The following is a 21,237-nucleotide window of genomic DNA, read 5'->3' as shown; positions in this document are numbered from 1 at the left end:
TTCTCTTTGGAAATAAAACGTCGATAAATCAGTATCTAAGGCGTGCTATGAAGTGTCAATCCCTTTCACAAAAGAAGCGACATAAACCGACAAAACATGCGCTGCATAACGCACAATTTGTACCATTGACGACATAGACTAAGCGCAAAAAGCACGATAAGTGCAGTCCCAAAAAACGATGAAATCGAGAGGAAATCCAACAATAATTTCAAAAAAAAAGCAGATTACGAACAATCTGCTTTTTTCTGCATCGGCAAGCGATCAAGAGTCATACGACGCGTCCAAGAGTTTCCTTACATTTTTTGACCACTGAAAGTTCCCTGTCCAGCCTGGTTGCCCTCTGACTGCCACATACCGACCACACCACCAGTTTGCAAATCAATATTCCCAATGAACTTTGCGCCGCCCGCTTTACCACTGCCGGCTAAATGCATTTCACCATCTGGGCTGACTGAGCCACTGACATTAAAATTAAAATTGAATTTGGTCGATTTCCCCATCCCGGTGACATTGCCATTTTTATTCACCATGACGTTGACTGTACCCTCGTCATCACCCGCAAATTTCACAGTATACATCCCGACCACGCCAGACGAGGCGGCACTTGGACTACGCGTTGGCGCAGTCGCGGTAGCAGGCGCAGTATATTGCTGCGCTGCCACCTGTGCAGGTGGTGTTGCTTGAATCGAATTGGCGGCATTGTTTTTGGAAGCCTGAGATGTCGCCTGAATTAGCTGATCTTTGTTCCTGACGGTTTGTACGATTTTATTGTAGTTATCCAGCAGACTGGCCGCAATTAACTTACCTTCTGGCGTTTTGCTGTAGCCGCCGGCGCTGGCCCAACCAAAGCCGCCCCACCCCCAACCACCGAGGCTAAAGTCCATTTTGCTAGCCTGACCTTCGGCACTCGCTACTTGTATCCCAGAGCGGACATCAGCCAATAGCAAGGTGGTTTCCGCTTCCTTAAATTTGACTCCACCAGCCAATCCACCCAAAGCACCGAGAGCGCCACCAAAACGACCTAATAGACCACCGACGGCACCACCGACACCACCCGTATCACTAGCAAATTGCACTGAAGGCGTCATCACAAAATCAGCCGCTTGTAGCTGTCCACCACCGACATTGGAGCCTTGTTGTAATTGGCCAGCATTCGCCAGTTCACGCTCTTGACGAATGTTTTGCATCGCCACACCGCGCTCGACCACCGTGAAACATCCAGATTCTTCAACGATCATTCGCAACATCGTCGATGGCGAGCCCAGCTTATAGTTCGACAACGATGCCAGCATGTGGCTTTGTGGCTCGACTACCGCCAGCGTCCCGAGATTTTTTGCACATTTTTCGATCGCGCCTTTTTGTATGCTCTGTGCTTGTGCTGAAGATATTCCATAGCAACTTAAAAATAGCGCAGCCACAATAGTCAGCGAGGATTGGCGATTCATTGGTCAGGTCCTTTGGTTGAATTTACATGATCATCAGTCATTTTTTTCACAGTATCGCGCAAAAAAATGAAGCTTGCGAGTATAACTTAAATAAACGCCAACATTCGATATCAACCGATGAGAGGTATCCTTGATACGACAATTGCGACAATTACGAGCGGCAATGCAAGCAAGCGCGTCACCATTACGACACGCTTGTTTGCACCTCAATTAAAAAAGAAAAGACAGTTTACTTTGCCGCTTTATTGGCTTTTGCGCGCGCCTGAATATCGCTGTTCCACACATCAATCTGCGCTTCATGCTTGAGTAACTTCGCACCAGGATCGACGGTATACACCGCATGCATAGGCAAATTCACTTCGCCCTTGCCTTTATGCATAGGAAGCTTAATGAGTTTTTGATTGACCCGAACTTCGACAGGCAAAGGAAATTCACTGCCATCAGCAACTTTCCACTGCAAGTGCAAAGTATTACCGACTTTATTTACCAACAAGTCTGGAATAGCGGCATGCCGTAAATAGCCATTAAAAAACCAATGCCAATCTTTGTTCGTGACTTGATTTACGATCTGAATGAATTCTTTCGTCGTGCTGTATCTTGGTGAAAAATTTCCCGGTCTAGGATCATTGCGGCCGTAAATCAACAGCCGAACAGCTTTAAAAAATGCCTCATCACCGATTTGCCCACGCAGCGTATGCAGGATATGTGAGCCTTTAAAATACACATCGTTGCCTGGTCCATTGGACACATCATGTTCACTCATGGAGTGCCCAGTCACCATGGGAAATTTATTCACAATACGAATGCGCTGCTCATGCATGCCGACTTGATAATCACGCTCGCCGCGCAGATATTGCAAGTACAAAGGCTGCATATACGAAGCAAAGCCTTCGTGTAACCAGAAATCGTCCCAGTTCTCATTGGTCATTTGATTGCCGAACCACTCATGCGCGAATTCGTGATGTAAGAGCCAATCATAACCATGCGGGGATTTTTTATAATCATTACCGTAGGCATTGATGGTTTGATGTTCCATACCCAGATGCGGGGTTTCGACGACACCCATTTTTTCATCACCAAATGGATACGGTCCAAATTTGCTTTCAAAAAAATCCAACATCGGCGCAAACTCCGCCATCAGACCCTTAGCTTTTTGCTGATTCCCGGGCAAATACCACATGCGTAAAGGAATTTGATTGCCAAAACGACTTTGGTACACATCTTCCAACAATTCATACGGGGCAACATTAATAGCAATGCCGTAGGTGCTAGGTTGCTTAATCTGCCAATGATAAGTACGCCAACCCTCTTTCTCATCCATCCCTTGCGCCACGCCATTACCAGCCACCACCAAAGGCGACGGTACGCTAATATGCAAGGTCATTAACTTTGGCTTACCCATAGGATGATCGATACAAGGCCAAAACAAATCACAGCCTTCACCCTGCACCGCCGAGGCGATCCACGGTGCTCCCGTCGGCGTTTTACTCCATACAAAACCGCCATCCCACGGCGCACGATTAGCGATCCTTGGCACACCCTGATAAACTATCTTGACTTCGGCACTCGCTCCTTTTTTTAATGCTGTGCTTAAACTCAGAGATAATCGTCCATCTGGATTACTGATCGCTTCTTGGCTTAACACTTGCCCATTGACGCTAACAGAACTTATCGGCAAATTTTTATCTAATTCCAAAACGATGCGTTTCAATTCTGCAGTGGCAGTGAAATTTAAGATCGCCACGCCATTAATACTGCGTGTTTGCGGATCTAATCGCAAGCTCAGATCAGCTTTTTCAAATACCATTGCTAATTGTTCGGGACTACGCTCAGTTCCCGAACTCATGGTAAAAACGCTGGGAATCGAAGACGCTGGCAAAGGCGCTTGCGCGTGCACATTGCCCGCAAAAATCAAGGCAAGGGAAAGACTTAAACTAGAGAGTTTGATCATCATTGGCGTCAATAAGTGAAGATTGTGGAATAGATATATTTAGAGTATACGCGAGGCAATAAAGTTCCTCAAGCTGTCAGTTTAAAGAATTCGCAACTCAGACATGGCATACTACGGAAAAAATTCTCTGGAAAGCCGCATGCTCACCCCTAAAATATTTACCGCCATCCTACTTAATCTAGGCCTAGCGTATGCGCTCACGCAGCCTGTCATGGCACAAGACAAACTGCCCCCCACAGTTGAAAATCTATTGATCAAAGCCGGCTTACAGAAACAACATATGCAAATGCTCGTGATGCCAGCACGTGAAGGGCTTCCGGTATTTAATCACCAGTCCGACAAAATCGTCAGTCCCGCATCCACCTTGAAACTACTCACCAGCTTTATCGCCTTAGATCAGCTCGGCCCGAATTTCCGCTGGAAAACACAAATTTACAGTGAAGCGTCGATTCAAAACCAGCAATTACGTGGAAACCTGTACCTCAAAGGCGGTGCCGATCCGAATTTAACTTTCGACAAACTCAGCCAATTATTACGAAGCCTGCGTCAACAAGGTCTGCGTGACATCGTCGGTGACATCGTGCTTGATCGCAGTTACTTTCAACCGACCAGACCAGAAATAAATGCGCCCATCTTTGATGAAAATCCATCGGCCTATTACAACGTGATTCCGGATGCATTACTTGTACACAGCAATATCAGTGGCTTTGCCATCAATGCCGATACCAGCACGGTCGATGTCAAATTAACGACACCGATGGATAATCTACTGTTGAACAATCAGATGTCATTAAGCAACGCCCCATGTAGTGAATGGAAAAATAGCTGGCAAGCACCACAGGTCACCATCACGGAGCAAACCCAAATCAACATTACGGTGCGCGGCACCTTTCCCAAAAATTGTCAAACCAATGTCTATCTCAATCTAATCGAGCGAAATAATTTTATCGGCAGCATGATACGTGCACTGTGGAAGGAGTTAGGCGGTAACTGGCAAGGACAAATCGTCGATGGCACGGTACCACCTACCGCCAAGTTATTACTGCAAAAAGATTCAGAAACGCTTGCCGACACAATCCGCATTATCAATAAATTTTCTGACAATGCGATGGCGCGTATTTTGTTTTTGACCATGGGCGCAGAGTCGCCGATCGCCAAAAATTTTGCTGACACCAGCCAGGCAGCCAATGCTGTCGTACGCGACTGGTTTGCCCGTCATGGGATCGTAGACAGTGGTTTGGTGATAGAAAATGGCTCAGGCTTATCGCGACTTGATCGTATTAGCGCGCAGCAGTTAGCCGGGATTTTACGTGTCGCTGCGAATAGTAATTGGTATCCAGAATTCGCCACTAGCTTACCTATCGTCGGCATTGATGGCAGCATGCGTTCACGTTTGAAAGCCAGCATGGCAGAAGCCAAAGCGAGAATCAAAACGGGTTACCTAAAAAACGTCATGGCCATCGCTGGCTATGTACGCGATGTTCAAGACAAAGACTGGATCGTCGTGGCGATTATCAATACCGATGAACAAGCCGCCAGCAAGGGCAAAGCGGCATTAGATGAAGTCATTAACTGGTTAGCCAATGGCAGGCAGTAAGGACATCGAGCCATGGGAACTCTACCGAATTGACAGCTCATACCCAAGATCCTGTCGTTGGTCTAAAAAACCGAAATTAGCAAAGCTTTTTGTATAAAGTGCAGCTCTTGTTCACATGACGTTTAAGGAGTTCACATGATAGGCTTTTTAATCTGGATCGTATTGTTTGTGCTGTGTTGGCCATTAGCACTGATCGCCCTACTGATGTATCCCATCATATGGCTACTAACACTACCATTTCGCTTGATCGGTATTAGTGTCGAGGCCATTTTTGAACTACTGCGTGCAATCTTGTTTTTACCTGCACGAATTCTAGGTGGAAAACCACGTTAAAGGCTTTCCGCTGACATTGTCATTGGCATTGAATTTAATGCCCGCTTTTAATGCACAGTATTGAACAGATCCTGTAATTCTTCGCACCAGTCTTCAGCATCATGCAAGCTGATGCCGAGATACTGACACACCATGGCACCGGCTTTATGCCACTCTGGAAAAACATCTTGGCCTTCGTATTTTTGAATCGCGTATTCAGCTAGAGCGGATAAGGCAATCAGGCCACGCACGCCATCTTCGGTCGAGGTGTCCTCTAAGGTTCGATAATCATGATGTAGCAAAATCGCCGTATAGACTTGCTCTGGCAATCCCCAAGTCCGCGCCATCAAAGAACCAATTGAGGCATGATTGGTAATGTGATGTTGATCTTCGATCTGCGTCAAAGGCAGGTCAAATTCGCTATTCGCCTTTTTCCAAGTATCAACATAATCAGGAAACCGCTCCATCAAAATTGGCACCCCGATATCGCAAAATAAACCAAACGTGTGTGCCACATCAGGAGAGCAAACGGGCAAACGACGTACCATTGCGCTCAAGGCTTGCGCTCGTTTGCTAGAAAAATCCCAAAATTTGCCCATCGAACTTGCGCTACTCGTGATGGATTGACGGGCGATGATGCCGGTCATCAAAGTCCCAGTTTGATTAATCCCAATTAAACTCACCGCATGATCAACCGATTGCGCTTTGAGACGCAAACCAAAGAACGACGAATTCGTCAGCTTCAACAAGGATGCCGCCAATGCCACATCATTGGCAATGATCTTTGCCAAGCCCTTTGCACTCGGGTCATCCTTATTCAACTCTTTCTGCAAATCCACCAATAAACTAGGCCGTGGAGGAATACGGATGGTTTTTAATAAACTATCCACCGCTTGCTTATCAGTCACCGGGGCTCGGACTTGTTGATTCATGTTAAGGTCAAAATAAGGTCAAAAATTATAATGAATTACCTGCTCTTGTTTGCCCGACATTAGACATTATTTCCAAGTGGAAATCAATTCAACATTGCAAAAATAAGCACTAATTTTATTTTAAAGGTATAGCCAATTGTCTATCAACCGGTACCGCCGTCACGCTATTTTGCGGAGAACCTTCAATTAACTTGTCAGAATAAGTCAGATAGACCAAGGTATTGCGCTCGACATCGACCATGCGAACGATACGTAGTTTCTTAAACAAAATTGACAAACTCTGATTAAAAACTTCCTCTTGCTGTTTCAATGGCTTTTCAAAACTAATTGCACCAACCTGACGACACGATATCGAGGCCTCGGCTTTGTCCTCAGCTAGGCCCAAGCCTCCTTTAATCCCACCAGTCTTAGCGCGAGAGACATAACAAGTCACGCCTTTCACTTTCGGATCATCATAAGCTTCCACCACAATTTTGTGATCGGGGCCTATGAATTTAAACACGGTATCCACACTGCCAATTTTTTGCGCATGCACCATTCCGGAAGTCATCAATAAAATCAATGCGACTACTTTTGTCCGTTTCATATTTCATATTCCTTGTAAGAAAACACCCCGTTCACTTTACACCTATTTTCAGTTTGCTCAAATCGATGCCAGCCGACTCTGAGACCATAGCACTAATTTCCTGCTACAATCTTGCCCCATGTTCTCTTTATCCCTTTTTCATCGCCTACGTCGCGCCAACAGGCTCGTGATCGCTGTGTTATTCCTTTACGGACTAACCCTCAGCGTTGCGATGGCGGCGCCTATGGTGGAGGGAAAAGGCATGAGCATGCTGTGTACCAGCACCGGCATCAAGTTCGTCAATGAATCAGGCAAGATCGTTGACGGCAAAACCACCACGCACACTTTAGAGTGCTCGTTCTGCGTGCCGACAGCAATTGCTCCTGCTCTGCCTGCGATGGATGTATGCCCACCTGTACACACGCTTTCTTACGCGACATTATCTATCCCAGCAGCACGACTTGCTGCCATTGTTTCCGCGCCCCTGCCCGCTCGTGGGCCACCACAGTTCAACTAAATCACACTATCGTCCGCACACAACTTTTGTTTGTGCGACAAATTATGACGAACTTTACCGCGTGAGCATCAAGCAACGCGCGTTCTGATCGTTCGATTATTGATTTATTTGTGCGCTATCAACGCAGGCCAAGCACGGTCTGCGCCAAGTTGCCACAGCTGTTGAACTTTAGCTTATGAAAACCTCTTTCCAACAAAACGCGATCGCGTTTGCCATTGCTGCCGCATTCCCGATTATTTCTGCAACTGCGTTTGCCGATGACAAATCCCTCGAAGATCTACAAACTCGCAAAGATCAAGTCGAGCGGGTCACGATTAAAGGCGATCGCCCAACCACTTTACCAACCGAAATCCCAACGACAATTGAAGGCATCAGCGCCAAACAATTAGAGAACAGCATCAATGCAATCGATGCAGAAGACGCGTTAAAGTATCTGCCAAGTCTGTTGGTTCGTAAGCGTTATGTAGGCGATTACAATCACGCCGTATTAGCAACACGCGCCTCTGGTACAGGCAATAGTGCGCGTTCGATGGTGTATGCAGACGGCATACTTTTGTCAAATTTACTCGGCAATGGCGCAACCTATACACCACGCTGGGGCTTGGTAACGCCTGAAGAAATCCAGCGCGTTGATGTTTTGTATGGCCCATTTTCTGCAGCCTATTCAGGCAACTCGGTTGGTGCGGTCGTTGACTATGTCACGCGCATGCCAGAAAAATTCGAAGCGCATGCCAAGTTAGTCGGCTTCTCAGAAAATTTTCAAGAGTACGGCACCGATAAAAAATTCAGCGGCAAACAATTGAGTGGCAGCCTCGGTGATAAGCAAGGCGCATTTTCTTGGTGGGTGAATATCAATCGTTTGGATAGCGACGGACACCCGATTGCTTTCACCAATAAATTAGTTTCTGCTGGCGTCACTGGCACCGCCGGAAAACCCGTTACTGGTGCTATCGCTGGTAAAAATCCGCAAGGCCAAGATTGGTGGTTAATGGCAGCAACAGGCCAATATCACACTATCCAAGATCACGCCAAAGTCAAAATCGCTTACGACATCACACCAACACTCAGAGCTAGTTACACTTACGGAGTATGGCGCAACGATATGGATAGCACAGTAGAAAGCTATTTGCGCGATGCTTCAGGCAATGCAGTTTACAGCGGCGACGTGAATATCGCGGGTAAAAAATATACGATCAATCCTACCGATATGGCGAATAGCAAAAATCAGCTTGAGCATATCACCCACGGTCTGCACGTGAAGAGCAACACCAAAGGCGCTTGGGATTGGGAAGTCGCGGCGAGTTTGTACGACTACAACAAAGACATTGCACGTGCACCGACAGTCGCAATCCCGACGGCAAATTCCGGTGGTACTGGTCGTATCACCGACGGCAGTGGCACAGGATGGAATACCTTTGCGTTGAAGGGTATCTGGCGTCCAAACGCAGAGCACACAACAGAATTTGGCTATCAACGAGAAGCCTTCCAACTGCGTACGCTCGTTTCTGACACCGCAGATTGGATCAATGGCGCACCAAGCAAACGCTTCTCTGCTTTCCAAGGCGATGCTGAATTAAACAGTTTTTATTTGCAAGATGCATGGCGCATTAATTCGACTTGGAAAACCATTTTGGGTGGCCGATTTGAACAATGGTCAGCGCATGATGGTGCCATTTCGAATGCGACCACCACTTTGGGATTTGTTGATCGCGACGAAAACTATTTTTCACCCAAGGCTGCAGTCGCGTTTCGAGCGAGTGATGAGCTGACACTCAAAGCCTCACTCGGTCGCGCGGTGCGTATGCCCACCGTGTCTGAGCTCTATCAAGGTACAGTATCGACCCAAACCATCGTCAACAACGATCCGAATCTCAAGCCTGAAAAATCGTGGACGAGTGAATGGAGTGCAGAACAATCATTGAACGATGGCAAAGGTTTATTGCGCGCCACCTTCTTCCATGAGGACACGGTCGATGCCTTGTACTCACAAACCAATACCTTGCTCACACCGAATATCACCAATATTCAAAACGTCGACAAAATTCGCACGAATGGTTTAGAGCTGGCCTATCAAAACAGTGATGTCTTCGTTTCTGGACTAGACCTCGCAGCCAGTGTCACTTATGCCGATTCCAAAATCGTCAAAAATGACAAATTCCAAAAGAGTGTAGGCAAGTGGCAACCACGTGTTCCGCAATGGCGCGCCAACTTTGTCGCCAGCTATCGTGCCAATGACAAGCTGACGACGACGTTTGGCGTTCGCTACAGTGGTCGTCAATACGGTTCATTAGACAATAGCGACAACAACGCTTTCACTTACTTTGGTTTTTCTAGTTTCTTGGTCGCTGACCTGCGCGTCCGCTACAAGTTAGATAAACAATGGAGCGCTGCGATTGGTATCGATAATCTCAATAACAAAAAATATTGGGCTTTCCACCCTTATACGCAACGTAGCGTTGTTGCTGAGTTGAAGTTTGATTACTAACTGAAGGTCAGATTGCGAATATCTTACGCGATGAACGTGTACGACTGAACTTGAAAAGGACTTTGGGTGATGAGCCTAAATGTCCCCACTCCCGCATACGGGAGAGGGCTAGGGTGAGGGTGATTCAGAAACCGCACTGCCATTTCACAAGACAAGAAGTGAAAAGACAGCGTGGTTTAGATTTTTGAATATCGTAAATCTAGTCTGACACCCCCTCATGCCCGCCCCTTCTCCCGCTTGCGGGAGAAGGGAGTTACCAGTATTGGGATCAAGTCCGACTTGAGCTCATGTGAATTGCAGATTTACTCAAAAGAGATAAGGATTTTAAGATGACTTGCAAATCAGTGTTATCCCTCAAGCGTCGACAATTTCTGGCGATTAGCTTGGCTTTGGGTCTATCAGCTTGCGACAAAAATGCAGTCAGTTTCAATAGCATCGACATCACTGGCGCAGACTATTGTCGCGACTTCAAACTCAGCGATAGCGACGGAAAAGTCCGACAGCTAGCTGATTTCAAAGGTCGTTACGTCTTGGTCTTTTTTGGTTTTACACAATGCCCAGACATCTGTCCAACGGCACTCGCACGCGCCGCGGAAGTGAAGCAAAAACTCGGTAAAGACGGTGATCAGTTACAAGTCATCTTTATCAGTATTGATCCCGAACGCGACACCGCTGATTTAATGCGTGCTTATACCCAAAATTTTGATGCTAGCTTTCTTGGCCTGCGCGGCAGCGATGAACAGACAAAACAAGTTGCCGATGAATTTAAAGTCTTCTATGCTAAGGTCGCCACTGGCAGTAGCTACACCATGGATCACTCCACCTTGAGCTATCTATTCGACACCAAAGGCAAAATCCGATTGGCAATGCGACACGAACACAATGCAGATCAATTTGCAGCTGACATTCGCCAACTGATGAAGCAAGCATCCTGAGTTCTTTATTTTTTACTTTGTAGTAAATAAATTTTTATGTAGTCCCCACCACCGAAAGGAAAGACCATGAAACAAATCATCACTCCCCTCTTCGCTGCACTCAGCTTAACACTCAGTGCTGCTGCGTTTTCTCAAGTCGCGGTAAAAGATCCATGGGTACGCGCCACAGTCGCTCAACAAAAAGCAACCGGTGCCTTTATGCAATTGACCGCAACACAAGACGTGAAGCTGATCTCTGCAACTTCACCAGCAGCAAAAATGGTCGAAATTCACACCATGGAAATGGATAAAGACGTCATGAAAATGCGTCAAATCATGAGCCTCGATTTGCCAGCAGGTAAAGCAGTCGAATTAAAACCTGGCAGCTACCACGTGATGTTGATGGGCTTAAATGCGCAAGTGAAAGAAGGTGATATCGTGCCTTTGACCTTGACCGTTGAAGGCAAAGACAAAAAGACCCAAACCATCGAAGTCAAAGCAGTGGGTAAAGCAATGAATACCTCTGCACACAAGATGAACCACTAAACGAATACTGCTGTTCAGTTAAACCCAAAAGATCGAGGTGTCATCCCTGCGTAAGTAGGCCCATATTCCCTCTCCCGCATGCGGGAGAGGGTTAGGGTGAGGGTAGTTCAGATATTGCATAGTAATTTTTAAGGCAAAGTAGCGCAGAAGTCGCTTTTTTTACTTAAATATTGCTAGTCAAAGCTAAAACTCCCTCATACCCGCCCCCGACCAAAGCATTCAGGAGCAGGCATTCCGTGTGAATGGCATTACGCAAAGCAATGCTCAACTGAACAGCATGAACACCAAACAAATAAAGAAAATATGCAAAAAGCAGGAGGGAAAATGAAGTCCAATTTATCGATGTTTTTCAGCACGATGCGTTGTTTCAATGTCGCTGCGATTGTGGCATTAGCGATCTGGCACGGCTATGCCTTTTATCTGAATCAAGCGATACAGAGAACACCGCCAACGCCAGTCATTGAACTCAAGCTGATAAGTCCAACAAGTCACCAAACACAACACCACGCAATACAAGTGATGCAAGCAAACAATGCCATCCATAGCGCAATCTAAATCGACATCATGAAAAAAATTTTATTACCTCTCTGCTTACTCACTTTCGCCAACATCGCCAACGCCCATGTCACGCTAGATCAAGCCAAAGCAAAGGCAGGCAGCTATCACAAGCTCACATTTAAGGTCGGGCATGGCTGTGAAGGTAGCACCACACACACCGTCAAAATCGTACTACCTGAAGCAGCGACTGGCGCCAAACCCATGCTTAAACCAGGCTGGAAAATCGACACGGTCAGCCAAACCCTGAGCAAGCCCTATGAGTCGCACGGCAAAAAGATCAGCACAGGCGTAAGAGAAGTAACTTGGAGCGGCGGCCAATTACCTGACGCTTTCTACGATGAATTTTCAATCCAAGTCAAACTCAGTGATGAAGTCGGCAAGCTGTATTTCAAAGTCACCCAACTCTGCGAAAAAGGTCGTCTCGATTGGATAGAAATTCCAGCAGAAGGCCAAAGCAGCAAAGGATTAAAAGCGCCTGCCCCGGTTCTCGAAGTCGAAGCGAAGAACGAGCCTGCACCACATCACTAAGCCATCTGACATTCTGCTTACTGAATTTGTATGAGCAAAGGCAGCAGCATTCACTGCCTTTGAAAACATTTGTTCCAATCACTTTTGACTCTGTTTTTACAATTGAAAAATCCCATCAAAGCTTCTTGGAAACGCCCCGCCACCTGGTTTCGCTGGCATCGCTGGCTTGGTTATCTGATCGGCTTGCAATTACTCGCGTGGATATTAGGCGGTTTGTTATTTGCCATTGTGCCCTTTCAAACCCTAGTCAAAGGAAAAGATCTCGTCAGCAAACCTAGTCTCAATTTTCCTGAGCAATGGCAAATAGATCCTAGCAAATTCCCAAGCGAACATGGCGCTTTGCAAGGCTTACAAAGCATCGTGTCTGCACAAGGCTTGGCTTTGCGACTGCAATTCAAAAATAAAAGTCTTGTTACCGACCTTCACGGCGCGCCACTCAATGCACCGACACGAGAACAGATTCAAACTTTCGCCAAACAAATTTATCGCGGCGATGGCGATTTCGTAGCGGTACAACACCTCTCCTCCGTACCAACGCAATTAGCCATCGTCAAAGAGCTAGGTGCGCGCAAGAATGTTTGGTTGGCACAGTTCAATGATAGTCAGAGAACGCGCCTTTATTTTGACGCCAACACGGGCGAGTACATCACGGTTCGCACCGATGCTTGGGTCTGGTACGACTTTTTCTGGCGCTTGCATGTGATGGATTATTCTGAGGGAGAAGATTTCAACAATACTTTGCTACGTATAGCGACGATATTCGCCTTCTTGATGATGGTGACAGGTCTGGTTTTGAGCGTGCGGAATTTGTTGCGTAAGCGGTTTTGATGAAAATCGTGACTCATAACGGCAATGCAAAAGGAAATCTACATTTTCACTATGCCTCCAATTCTTATTCTCCTTAATGAACGGCAATAGTAGGAATGTAAAAACTATTGACTTGACTCTCGCAAACCGATTGATAGAATGACCAGCTTTCGTAATGACGCTTTTCATCAATTTTTTAGTACAGCTGAAATTCTGAAAAGTTAGAGAAAAACGTTTATTCATGCGGGTTTGGAGGGTTTCAATTGAAGAGCATTATGCGTCAAAGGCCTTTTTCACCCGTCATTTCACCGTCTATATCTAATTAAATTTCATGAAGATATTACTGTCTCGCGTCATTTCAGCTGTAGTTTTCTTTAAGTTGTTATCTCCAACTCTCGTGTTCTCATGTACGCCTCCTGCTCCATATTCTGAGTCTCAAGAGGAGCAAAGAATTAAGTCATATAGGGAAGCTCATTCTGTATTTACCGCCACAATCGTTAAAGTTAAGAAGGTGGTTATTAGGGAAATGGACTTCGATATGCCTGGTGAGATAGTAGTTTTTAAAATAGATCGTATTTTTAAGGGTAAAAGGAAAGCAGGTGAGCTTTACACAACGAAGACTAATCTCTCAAACGGGTCTTGCGGAATTAGCGCCCTTAATGATCCTCCTTGGTTGGAGGTTCCGCCAGGCGACAAGCCTATAAAAATGTCTCGCCAATGGATTATTTATAGTTATAGTGATGGGAAATCGGTAGACGCTCTTAATCGCGGTGGTTCAGCTCTGCCCGTAAATATCAGTTCTAATGGTCTAGATTTTGAATCTCTTGAGGCGCTTCATCAGTCCGAGCTGAAAGCAAAAAAGAATGCGCGGCAATCAAAACATTGAAAATATTTAACTCAACAATCGACTCAGACGCTACGCGCCAGTCATCTTTACATTGAGACACCGCCCATGGCGCGCTTAGAAATTCTCGAAGAAAGTGTTTCATTTCCACTTGAGCTTGCCCCAGGCACGGCAAGTTACTCAGGTGTGCCGGACTCAGTGCTTGAGTTATCGGCACACGTCAAACCATGGCATTTGGTTGGTTGGCACGATGAAACTTCGAATACATTTGGTCTCGCAAAAAAACATCAATCTGTTGTAGTCGATCGAGCGGGAATAGCTAGCCTTTCGGTTAGTTTCATGCGTCCAGCCAAAGGGCGCGGCTGGGTTTCCCTTGAAGCAAAGAGCAAAGAAGGCATAGCCACAGTGGTACTGCTTCAAACGCTTATCTACAGCAGCGAGGCATTAGAATGGCTACAAGCGAAGCAAAAAATGTTGGAATCATTGTTCGCCTATCCACTAGCCTTCGATGATTACGGTTCGGGCTACTAATGCAAGTTAAATAGCGTAACCCTGCAGTCGCGTTGGACCGCCAACAACTTGCGCTTGTTAGTTCTCTCAGAGCGGTGCGGTGCGGTGCAGTGCACTCCACCTCCTTCACTTTCACGATAAATATCGCGTCTAGGTCGTGAAAGTCTTTTGACAAACATTTGCCATCGTCGACAAGGCGATAAGCAAACATTGAGCTATCTGAAAACACATTCAGCCCAGTGCGCAATAATTTGCTTTACACTTATGCGCCGTCAATGCCAACTCAATGATCTTGTTTGTCGATTCAAGGATTAAGAGCTGACTTTTAGGACTACTTATTGAACTTGGCTGTTTAACTTGACTGCTCGACTCAATTGCCCATTTCGCGCTTTTCGCCTTTAGCCAGACACTAACTCCGTACCATGCTCAAAAAACTCGTCAACTATTTCTTGCAAGGCTTACTGTTTATCTCGCCTTTAGCTTTAACCGCTTACATTCTCTTGCTTTCATTTGAATTTACCGATGGATTGTTAAGAGAGAGCTTAGTCATGTTGATTGGTCATGACATTCCTGGCTTGGGCTTAATGATCATTGTCATGCTGTTGATTTGCGTTGGCTATTTTGGGCAAACCTTTATCGCGCAACCCATCAAGCGTTTAATCAGAAAATCCATCGCGAATATTCCTGTATTGAATGAAATCTACTCGTCACTCAATGATCTTTTTTCGGCTTTTGTCGGCGATGAGAAAAAATTTAATCGCCCGGTTTTGGTGCTGATCAACCCCGAAGCCAAGTTAGAAAAACTAGGCTTTTTGACTGAACATGATCTGTCGATCTTAGGTCTTGAAGACAAAGTGGCCGTGTATTTTCCGCACTCGTACAACTTTTCTGGTGAGTTGTTTATCGTACCGAGCAATCAAGTACGCGCGATTGATATCAGCCCGACTAATGTGATGAAATTTATCGTCTCTGGCGGTGTTTCTCAGCTAGAGAATAAGCACCTAGATTAAGAGCGCAATTGTTTGAGTCAATCATAAATAATTTTAATGGCGCATTACCATTCAATAATGGTTAAAGCTCTGAGAAGGCGCTTATCGTTCCTGAGGTGTACGAGTTCTCAGCTTCTTTTATCCTTAAGTCGGAAGAAGATGTCTATTTTTGCAGTGCAAGGTTTCATACCTTGATTTCCAAAGTCGCAATCTTGTCAGCTTCGATACGAAAAAGGTAGCGAAGATCAATCTGATTTCCAGGGAAGTTACCCGTTAAACGACCAGTGACAACGGTTAGATCATTTTGCTCCACGCATCCAAGTATCTCAATTGCATAAGTATATTTATTTGATGCTGCCGCTTTCCATTGCTTAATCTGATCAATCCCCTTGTAAGTTTTTCCTTCATCTTTTACAACCGCAATCTCAGTGAAACATGCTGCTATGGTTTCACTATCACCTTTATCAGCGAGGAAATAGCTTGCGATTGGTTTGGGTAGTTGGACTTGCATGTTATTGACCTCTTAAAATGACGTGAAAATCGACGTGGGCGATCTAAATTGATATGTCGCTAGGATGGGGCTAAACTCAGCATTTAACAAGAACCCACTAAAAAGTAAGGTACACACAAAAAAGTATGCAGAAGCAATGGACTCCCGTATCTGCCGCAGATGGCGTAGAGCAGGCACTAAAGATTATTGAAGGAAAGTGGAAGCTCGTGATTCTTTTTCATTTATTCGATGGGAAGCTATTGCGATTTTCCGAACTAGAAAAAGCCATTCCCGCGATCACACAAAAAATGCTCACTCAACAGCTTCGCCAATTAGAGAATGACGGAGTGATCAAACGAATCGTGCATCCACAAGTGCCACCGAAAGTTGAATACTGTCTAACCGAATGGGGCCAAGCAATGTGCCCTGCGCTCGATGCGTTGTTGACATGGGGATCTACGCGCACTAATGCAGATTGATTTTCAATCGTGTCAAGGAAATTAAACATGTCTCGAATTTTTATGCGCGTTAAACGCGAATCTCAACTATCTATTAATTGGCAGCATTCCCAACGAGACATTTAGCTAGCGTCATTCAACAATTTAATGCTCCCTTTGCGTTAACATATTTCTTCGCAAGGATGTTCGTTTTGCGCATACAGGCTCAAATTATGGATACTCCTTCAAAGACACTGTTCAAGCCTCACTTTTTGAAATGCATTTCTATCGGTGAAGCACCTCCCCCCAAAGCCTTGTAAAGGGCGATGAGATTGCTCATTTCTGCGCGGCGTAATTCAAGAAGTGATAGTCGTGCTGCATGCATTTGCCTTTGCGAATCGAGCAATTCTAGCCGGCTTTCAATACCTGCACGGTAACGCAAATTCAATAGCTCAAGCCGTTTTTCTGCACTCCGTACGACCGATTGCTGTGCCTCGATCTGAGGAGCATAAGTTTCACGACCAGCGAGGCCATCCGAAACTTCGCGGAATGCGATCTGGATTGCCCTTTCATATTCTGCAACAGCACTGGACTTACGAACTTCAGCCAATCGCAACTCGGAACGTAGTTTTCCTGCACTGAAAATTGGCACAGTGATTTGAGGTACGAAGTTCCATACGCTCCTTTCGTTGCCAAAAAGATTCCGCATTTCAGGACTGCTGTAACCGAAAGAAGACGTCAAGGAAAGGCGCGGAAAAAATGCGGCACGCACCACGCCTATGTCGGCATTAGCCGCCCGTAAATTATTTTCGGCTTGCAGAATATCTGGACGGTTTATCAACAATTCGGAAGGCAAGCCAGATTGTAAAGCGTATCGAGGTAGCTGTTCTAGCAGCGGGGCGACTGGTAAATCATCTGGTAGCTCTACGCCAAGCAACAACCGCAAAGCATTACGTGCCTGTGCGACAGAACGGGTACGCCCCTGTAGATCTGCCTCGGCACTAGCGACCTGCCCTTCTGCCTGTGCTATATCAAGTCCGCTGACTTGATTAGCAGCTTTTAATCCACGCGCGAGATCCAAGGACTTTTGCCAATCCAGCAATGTCTGTTTGGCTACTTGCAGTTGTTCCTGAGCGACCAATTCAACGCAGTAAGCATCTGCGACCGCGGCGATTAAAGAAATCTGAACCGCTTTTCTTCCTTGTTCACTCGCCAGATAGCGCTCGAACGATGCATCAGATGAGGCGCGCGCCCGTCCGAACAGATCAACTTCAAATGCATTCATGCCAAATGCAAAACTAAACTGGGTTCCAATATCAGTTGCGTTACTACGTTGGCGTACGACGCCAGTGGCTACGTCGATAGAAGGCAATTGGGCCGCACGCTGAACGCCGAATTGTGCCTTAACGGCTTCGACATTCAATGCAGCTAATCGCAAATCTCGATTATTCGTCAATGCAAGCTCTATCAGACGTTGTAAACGTCGCTCGGGAAAAACCACTTGCCAGTCCAGCTGAACTGCACTAGTCGAACTGTCGATCGATTGTGTCAATGGATAATTCTTCGGAACCGGTGCCGCCGGCAGCATTAAGACAGGCGTCAATGAACACGCTGATAGCTGCAGGGCAATTAGTAGTGTAAGAACACGCTGCTTCATTGAATCACATCCTTCTGCTCCAAAGCAGTGTCTGACAGTTGTGTTGCGTGCATGGCTTTAATTCGTTCTTGTACCCTCATAATAGATACAAAAAATATCGGAACAAAGAATATAGCCAAGAAAGTCGCGCTGACGATGCCCCCAAAAACTCCGGTGCCGATTGCGTGCTGACTCTCAGCACTAGCGCCAGTCGCAAGCATTAGTGGCAACACACCGAGGCCAAATGCGAGCGAGGTCATCAAAATTGGCCGCAAACGCAGACGCGAAGCCATAAGCACAGCTTCTGTCACACTCTTACCTTGCTCACAAAACTGTTTCGCCACTTCGACGATCAAGATTGCGTTCTTTGTGGAGAGACCAATTACGGTAATCATGCCAATCTTGAAAAATACATCGTTCGGCAATCCACGTAGCAACACTGCAGTTACTGCACCTAGGAGGCCCAAAGGTACGACAAGTATGACAGTCAACGGAATACTCCAACTTTCATAAAGTGCCGCAAGCACCAGAAATACGACCAACATCGACAAAATCATCAACATCGGTGCTTGTGTTGCTGATTGCCGCTCCTGTAAGGATTGCCCTGACCAATCTACACTAAAACCTGGTGGAAGTTGTGCCGCCAAACGTTCTATTTCCGCCATCGCTTCACCACTAGAAATACCAGGTGCGGCGGCACCAGAAATTCGCGTAGAAGGAAAGCCCTGATAGCGCACCATCTGAAGTGGAGTTTCATTCCACATCGGACGCACCAACTCAGACAAGGGAACCATTCCTCCATTCAAATTGCGCACATGTAGCTTAAGTACATCGTCAATTTGCATGCGCGCTGATGCATCTGCCTGAATAATGACTTGCTGCATACGTCCAGCGTTCGGGAAGTCGTTAATGTAAAGTGAGCCCATTGCGGTAGATAGCGTGTCGCTAATATTTGTGAAAGAAACTCCCATGGCTTCAGCTTTTCCCCTATCGACGTCGAGACGAATACTTGTACCATTAGGCAGCCCTTCTGGGTAGACGCCAGATAGCTTTGGACTCTTCGCCGCGAGTTTTATCAATTGTAATTCAGCAGACTTCAATGCCGCATAGCCCTGATTGGCACGATCCTGCAGTCGCAAGCTAAAGCCAGAGCTAGTGCCCAGTTCTTCGATCGCTGGTGGTAATTGATGCATGACCGTCGCTTCGGCGACCTCCGACATCGCGGCCGATGCTATTGCCATTTCTGCTTGTGGCGAGGTCCCCTTTCGTTTATCCCAATCCTTCAGGGTCGCGAAACCCATCGCAGCATTCGATCCAGAACCAGAGAATCCGAAGCCAAGTATCGATAAGCTCGAATCGATACCTGGACGCGATGCAGTGTGTTGTTCAAATTTCTTCACGACTTCTAAGGTGCGCTCCGCAGTGGCATCTGCCGGCAACTGAATAACCGTCATAAAGTAACCTTGGTCTTCTTCGGGCAAAAACGCCGAGGGCAAAAACTTGAGTCCCATAACTAGTGCCAGAGTCAATACAGCAAATACCAACATCACACGACCGGAGCGCAAGATTAACTTGGCGACTCGTGATTCATAACGACATGTCAGCTGCGCAAACCACCGGTTAAACCAGCCCAAAAAGCCCAGCTTGTGATGATGCATTGGACTAAGGGGCTTCAGCATCGTCGCGCAAAGAGCTGGCGTCAAGGTGAGCGCAAAAAATGCAGAAAAAAGAATTGAGACAGCCATCGATATACTAAATTGCTGGTAAATCACACCGACGGAACCACTTGCAAACGCCATGGGAATAAACACGGCGGTAAGCACCAACGTTATACCAACGACAGCGCCAGTGATTTCCTGCATTGCCTTGATCGTTGCATCACGAGGAGATAAACCTTCTTGCGCCATAATACGCTCAACACTCTCGATGACGACGATCGCATCATCAACGATAATACCGATCGCCAACACCATGCCAAACATAGTTAGTACGTTGATTGAAAATCCCGCTAGCAACATCACGGTAAATGTACCCAGTAAAGCGATAGGCGCTACGATGGCTGGAATCAACGTATAACGGATGTTCTGAAGAAAGAGAAACATCACCAGAAATACCAACACCATCGCTTCCACTAGCGTATAAATGACTTTTTGAATTGAGAGTTTGACGAACGGTGCAGTATCGAACGGGATGGAATAGCTCATACCCGTCGGCAAAACTTTATTCAGATCATGTAGTCTTGCCTTAACTGCGTCTGCTGTCCTAACAGCATTCGCGCCTGGCGCAAGTTGAATCGCCGCCGCTGTCGCAGGCATACCATTCTCGCGGATAGCCATCCCGTAAGACTGTGCGCCCAACTCAACCCGCGCGACGTCACCCAATAAAACTTTTGATCCGTGGGTATTGGCTTTGAGAATAATGGCAGCAAATTCTTCCGAGTTAGTGAGTTGACCTTGCACTGTCATCGGTATGGTTACGCGCTGTCCAGGGATAGTAGGCGATCCGCCAAGACTTCCTGGTAAAATTTGGGCATTCTGTTGACTGATGGCGCTGGACAAATCTGCCATGGTTAAACCGTAGCCAATCAGTTTAACTGGATCGACCCAGATTCGCATAGCCTTTTCGGCACCAAACAATTGCACACGTCCAACGCCATCGATACGGCGCAATTCATCCACCATATTACGCGCCATGTAATCACTTAATTCAACTTCACTAAATTGGCCGCTCTCTGCTTTCAATCCGATGATCATCAAGAATCCCGAGGACGCAGATTCCACAATCAATCCATTCTGACGCACGACCTGAGGTAACCGTGCCTCAACCGATTTGAGTTTATTTTGTACATCAACCTGCGCCATCTCTGGATCGGTACCTGGCTTGAAGGTAATCGTAATCGACGCTGAACCAGAGGTATCAGCGGACGACTCGAAGTACAATAAATTTTTCACACCGGATAGTTCACGCTCTATCAGATTTAACACGCCATCATTCATGGCTTGCGGCGAAGCTCCTGGGTAAGTTGCCATAATGGTGACGCTAGGCGGAGCAACCGACGGATAACGTGCAACCGGAAGCTTCGAAACAGAAATCACTCCGATCAAAATGACGAACAAAGCGATCACCCATGCGAATACCGGACGATGAATAAAGAACTTAACCATAGCAATGTAT

20 protein-coding genes are annotated in these 21,237 nt (G+C 46.4%); 13 read left to right on the top strand and 7 right to left on the bottom strand.

Going from position 1 to position 21,237, the window contains the following annotated elements; genetic code table 11:
* Positions 1-293: 293 nt before the first annotated feature.
* Both H8K52_RS09020 and H8K52_RS09015 read right to left on the bottom strand, forming a co-directional pair.
* The gene (locus tag H8K52_RS09020) at positions 294-1,445 is read right to left on the bottom strand and encodes a CsgG/HfaB family protein (RefSeq protein ID WP_222613739.1); all 1,152 of its coding nucleotides are present in this window, start codon (positions 1,443-1,445) and stop codon (positions 294-296) included.
* Positions 1,446-1,674: 229 nt separating this feature from the next.
* The gene (locus tag H8K52_RS09015; RefSeq protein WP_246464387.1) at positions 1,675-3,399 is read right to left on the bottom strand and encodes a M1 family metallopeptidase; all 1,725 of its coding nucleotides are present in this window, start codon (positions 3,397-3,399) and stop codon (positions 1,675-1,677) included.
* 136 nt (positions 3,400-3,535) lie between these two features.
* On the opposite strand from H8K52_RS09015, the gene dacB reads away from it, so the two are divergent.
* Positions 3,536-4,993: a D-alanyl-D-alanine carboxypeptidase/D-alanyl-D-alanine endopeptidase gene (gene dacB / locus H8K52_RS09010; protein WP_186922563.1), complete on the top strand. Its 1,458-nt coding sequence runs from the start codon at positions 3,536-3,538 to the stop codon at positions 4,991-4,993.
* Between the two features lie 135 nt (positions 4,994-5,128).
* Positions 5,129-5,326 carry a hypothetical protein gene (locus H8K52_RS09005; protein ID WP_186922562.1) on the top strand — a complete coding sequence of 66 codons (198 nt, stop codon included), beginning with the start codon at positions 5,129-5,131 and terminating at the stop codon, positions 5,324-5,326.
* A 47-nt stretch (positions 5,327-5,373) separates the two neighbouring features.
* Here H8K52_RS09005 and H8K52_RS09000 read toward each other — a convergent pair whose 3' ends face one another.
* Positions 5,374-6,237, bottom strand: a complete 864-nt coding sequence (locus tag H8K52_RS09000) for an HDOD domain-containing protein (protein WP_186922561.1) — start codon at positions 6,235-6,237, stop codon at positions 5,374-5,376.
* Between the two features lie 115 nt (positions 6,238-6,352).
* Positions 6,353-6,787 carry a CreA family protein gene (locus H8K52_RS08995; RefSeq protein WP_425507531.1) on the bottom strand — a complete coding sequence of 145 codons (435 nt, stop codon included), beginning with the start codon at positions 6,785-6,787 and terminating at the stop codon, positions 6,353-6,355.
* Between the two features lie 211 nt (positions 6,788-6,998).
* Here H8K52_RS08995 and H8K52_RS08990 point away from each other — a divergent pair, with 211 nt between their 5' ends.
* From H8K52_RS08990 to H8K52_RS08945, 10 genes are all read left to right on the top strand, one after another.
* On the top strand, positions 6,999-7,319 hold the full coding sequence (locus tag H8K52_RS08990) for a hypothetical protein (RefSeq protein ID WP_186922559.1): 321 nt from the start codon (positions 6,999-7,001) through the stop codon (positions 7,317-7,319).
* Positions 7,320-7,494: 175 nt separating this feature from the next.
* Entirely contained in the window at positions 7,495-9,804 is a 2,310-nt protein-coding gene (locus tag H8K52_RS08985; protein ID WP_186922558.1) for a TonB-dependent receptor, read from the top strand.
* Between the two features lie 329 nt (positions 9,805-10,133).
* Positions 10,134-10,739 (top strand): SCO family protein, encoded by a 606-nt coding sequence (locus tag H8K52_RS08980; protein WP_186922557.1) that lies wholly within the window; start codon positions 10,134-10,136, stop codon positions 10,737-10,739.
* A 66-nt stretch (positions 10,740-10,805) separates the two neighbouring features.
* Positions 10,806-11,264 carry a copper chaperone PCu(A)C gene (locus H8K52_RS08975; protein ID WP_186922556.1) on the top strand — a complete coding sequence of 153 codons (459 nt, stop codon included), beginning with the start codon at positions 10,806-10,808 and terminating at the stop codon, positions 11,262-11,264.
* A 324-nt stretch (positions 11,265-11,588) separates the two neighbouring features.
* Positions 11,589-11,819, top strand: coding sequence for a hypothetical protein (locus H8K52_RS08970; RefSeq protein ID WP_186922555.1), 231 nt, complete (start codon positions 11,589-11,591; stop codon positions 11,817-11,819).
* Between the two features lie 9 nt (positions 11,820-11,828).
* On the top strand, positions 11,829-12,350 hold the full coding sequence (locus tag H8K52_RS08965) for a YcnI family copper-binding membrane protein (RefSeq protein ID WP_186922554.1): 522 nt from the start codon (positions 11,829-11,831) through the stop codon (positions 12,348-12,350).
* A gap of 84 nt (positions 12,351-12,434) precedes the next feature.
* Positions 12,435-13,178 (top strand): PepSY domain-containing protein, encoded by a 744-nt coding sequence (locus H8K52_RS08960; RefSeq protein WP_186922553.1) that lies wholly within the window; start codon positions 12,435-12,437, stop codon positions 13,176-13,178.
* Between the two features lie 310 nt (positions 13,179-13,488).
* Positions 13,489-14,043 carry a hypothetical protein gene (locus H8K52_RS08955; RefSeq protein WP_186922552.1) on the top strand — a complete coding sequence of 185 codons (555 nt, stop codon included), beginning with the start codon at positions 13,489-13,491 and terminating at the stop codon, positions 14,041-14,043.
* 66 nt (positions 14,044-14,109) lie between these two features.
* On the top strand, positions 14,110-14,532 hold the full coding sequence (locus H8K52_RS08950; RefSeq protein ID WP_186922551.1) for a hypothetical protein: 423 nt from the start codon (positions 14,110-14,112) through the stop codon (positions 14,530-14,532).
* Positions 14,533-14,933: 401 nt separating this feature from the next.
* Positions 14,934-15,521, top strand: coding sequence for a DUF502 domain-containing protein (locus H8K52_RS08945; protein ID WP_186922550.1), 588 nt, complete (start codon positions 14,934-14,936; stop codon positions 15,519-15,521).
* Between the two features lie 163 nt (positions 15,522-15,684).
* Here the strand turns inward: H8K52_RS08945 and H8K52_RS08940 are convergent, their stop codons facing one another.
* Positions 15,685-16,011, bottom strand: coding sequence for a nuclear transport factor 2 family protein (locus H8K52_RS08940; protein ID WP_186922549.1), 327 nt, complete (start codon positions 16,009-16,011; stop codon positions 15,685-15,687).
* Between the two features lie 125 nt (positions 16,012-16,136).
* On the opposite strand from H8K52_RS08940, the gene H8K52_RS08935 reads away from it, so the two are divergent.
* On the top strand, positions 16,137-16,469 hold the full coding sequence (locus tag H8K52_RS08935; RefSeq protein ID WP_186922548.1) for a winged helix-turn-helix transcriptional regulator: 333 nt from the start codon (positions 16,137-16,139) through the stop codon (positions 16,467-16,469).
* 223 nt (positions 16,470-16,692) lie between these two features.
* Here the strand turns inward: H8K52_RS08935 and H8K52_RS08930 are convergent, their stop codons facing one another.
* Both H8K52_RS08930 and H8K52_RS08925 read right to left on the bottom strand, forming a co-directional pair.
* Positions 16,693-18,084 carry an efflux transporter outer membrane subunit gene (locus H8K52_RS08930; protein WP_186922547.1) on the bottom strand — a complete coding sequence of 464 codons (1,392 nt, stop codon included), beginning with the start codon at positions 18,082-18,084 and terminating at the stop codon, positions 16,693-16,695.
* Positions 18,081-21,227, bottom strand: coding sequence for an efflux RND transporter permease subunit (locus H8K52_RS08925; protein WP_186922546.1), 3,147 nt, complete (start codon positions 21,225-21,227; stop codon positions 18,081-18,083). The genes H8K52_RS08930 and H8K52_RS08925 overlap by 4 nt, the downstream gene beginning before the upstream one ends.
* Positions 21,228-21,237: the final 10 nt, after the last annotated feature.

Origin of the sequence: Affinundibacterium seohonense (assembly GCF_014284305.1) — a bacterium.
Taxonomy (GTDB): Bacteria; Pseudomonadota; Gammaproteobacteria; order Burkholderiales; family Burkholderiaceae_D; genus Undibacterium; species Undibacterium seohonense.
Note: the sequence above shows the minus strand (reverse complement) of the source record. Positions and strands in the feature narration are given on the sequence as shown.

Coding starts and splice junctions, on each gene's coding strand:
- H8K52_RS08935 (WP_186922548.1), top strand. CDS start 16,137: ATGCAGAAGCAATGGACTCCCGTATCTGCCGCAGATGGCGTAGAGCAG.
- H8K52_RS08965 (WP_186922554.1), top strand. CDS start 11,829: ATGAAAAAAATTTTATTACCTCTCTGCTTACTCACTTTCGCCAACATC.
- H8K52_RS08940 (WP_186922549.1), bottom strand. CDS start 16,011: ATGCAAGTCCAACTACCCAAACCAATCGCAAGCTATTTCCTCGCTGAT.
- H8K52_RS08995 (WP_425507531.1), bottom strand. CDS start 6,787: ATGACTTCCGGAATGGTGCATGCGCAAAAAATTGGCAGTGTGGATACC.
- H8K52_RS08945 (WP_186922550.1), top strand. CDS start 14,934: ATGCTCAAAAAACTCGTCAACTATTTCTTGCAAGGCTTACTGTTTATC.
- H8K52_RS08925 (WP_186922546.1), bottom strand. CDS start 21,227: ATGGTTAAGTTCTTTATTCATCGTCCGGTATTCGCATGGGTGATCGCT.
- H8K52_RS09020 (WP_222613739.1), bottom strand. CDS start 1,445: ATGAATCGCCAATCCTCGCTGACTATTGTGGCTGCGCTATTTTTAAGT.
- H8K52_RS09015 (WP_246464387.1), bottom strand. CDS start 3,399: ATGATGATCAAACTCTCTAGTTTAAGTCTTTCCCTTGCCTTGATTTTT.
- H8K52_RS09000 (WP_186922561.1), bottom strand. CDS start 6,237: ATGAATCAACAAGTCCGAGCCCCGGTGACTGATAAGCAAGCGGTGGAT.
- dacB (WP_186922563.1), top strand. CDS start 3,536: ATGCTCACCCCTAAAATATTTACCGCCATCCTACTTAATCTAGGCCTA.
- H8K52_RS08975 (WP_186922556.1), top strand. CDS start 10,806: ATGAAACAAATCATCACTCCCCTCTTCGCTGCACTCAGCTTAACACTC.
- H8K52_RS08955 (WP_186922552.1), top strand. CDS start 13,489: ATGAAGATATTACTGTCTCGCGTCATTTCAGCTGTAGTTTTCTTTAAG.
- H8K52_RS08985 (WP_186922558.1), top strand. CDS start 7,495: ATGAAAACCTCTTTCCAACAAAACGCGATCGCGTTTGCCATTGCTGCC.
- H8K52_RS08970 (WP_186922555.1), top strand. CDS start 11,589: ATGAAGTCCAATTTATCGATGTTTTTCAGCACGATGCGTTGTTTCAAT.
- H8K52_RS09005 (WP_186922562.1), top strand. CDS start 5,129: ATGATAGGCTTTTTAATCTGGATCGTATTGTTTGTGCTGTGTTGGCCA.
- H8K52_RS08980 (WP_186922557.1), top strand. CDS start 10,134: ATGACTTGCAAATCAGTGTTATCCCTCAAGCGTCGACAATTTCTGGCG.
- H8K52_RS08950 (WP_186922551.1), top strand. CDS start 14,110: ATGGCGCGCTTAGAAATTCTCGAAGAAAGTGTTTCATTTCCACTTGAG.
- H8K52_RS08930 (WP_186922547.1), bottom strand. CDS start 18,084: ATGAAGCAGCGTGTTCTTACACTACTAATTGCCCTGCAGCTATCAGCG.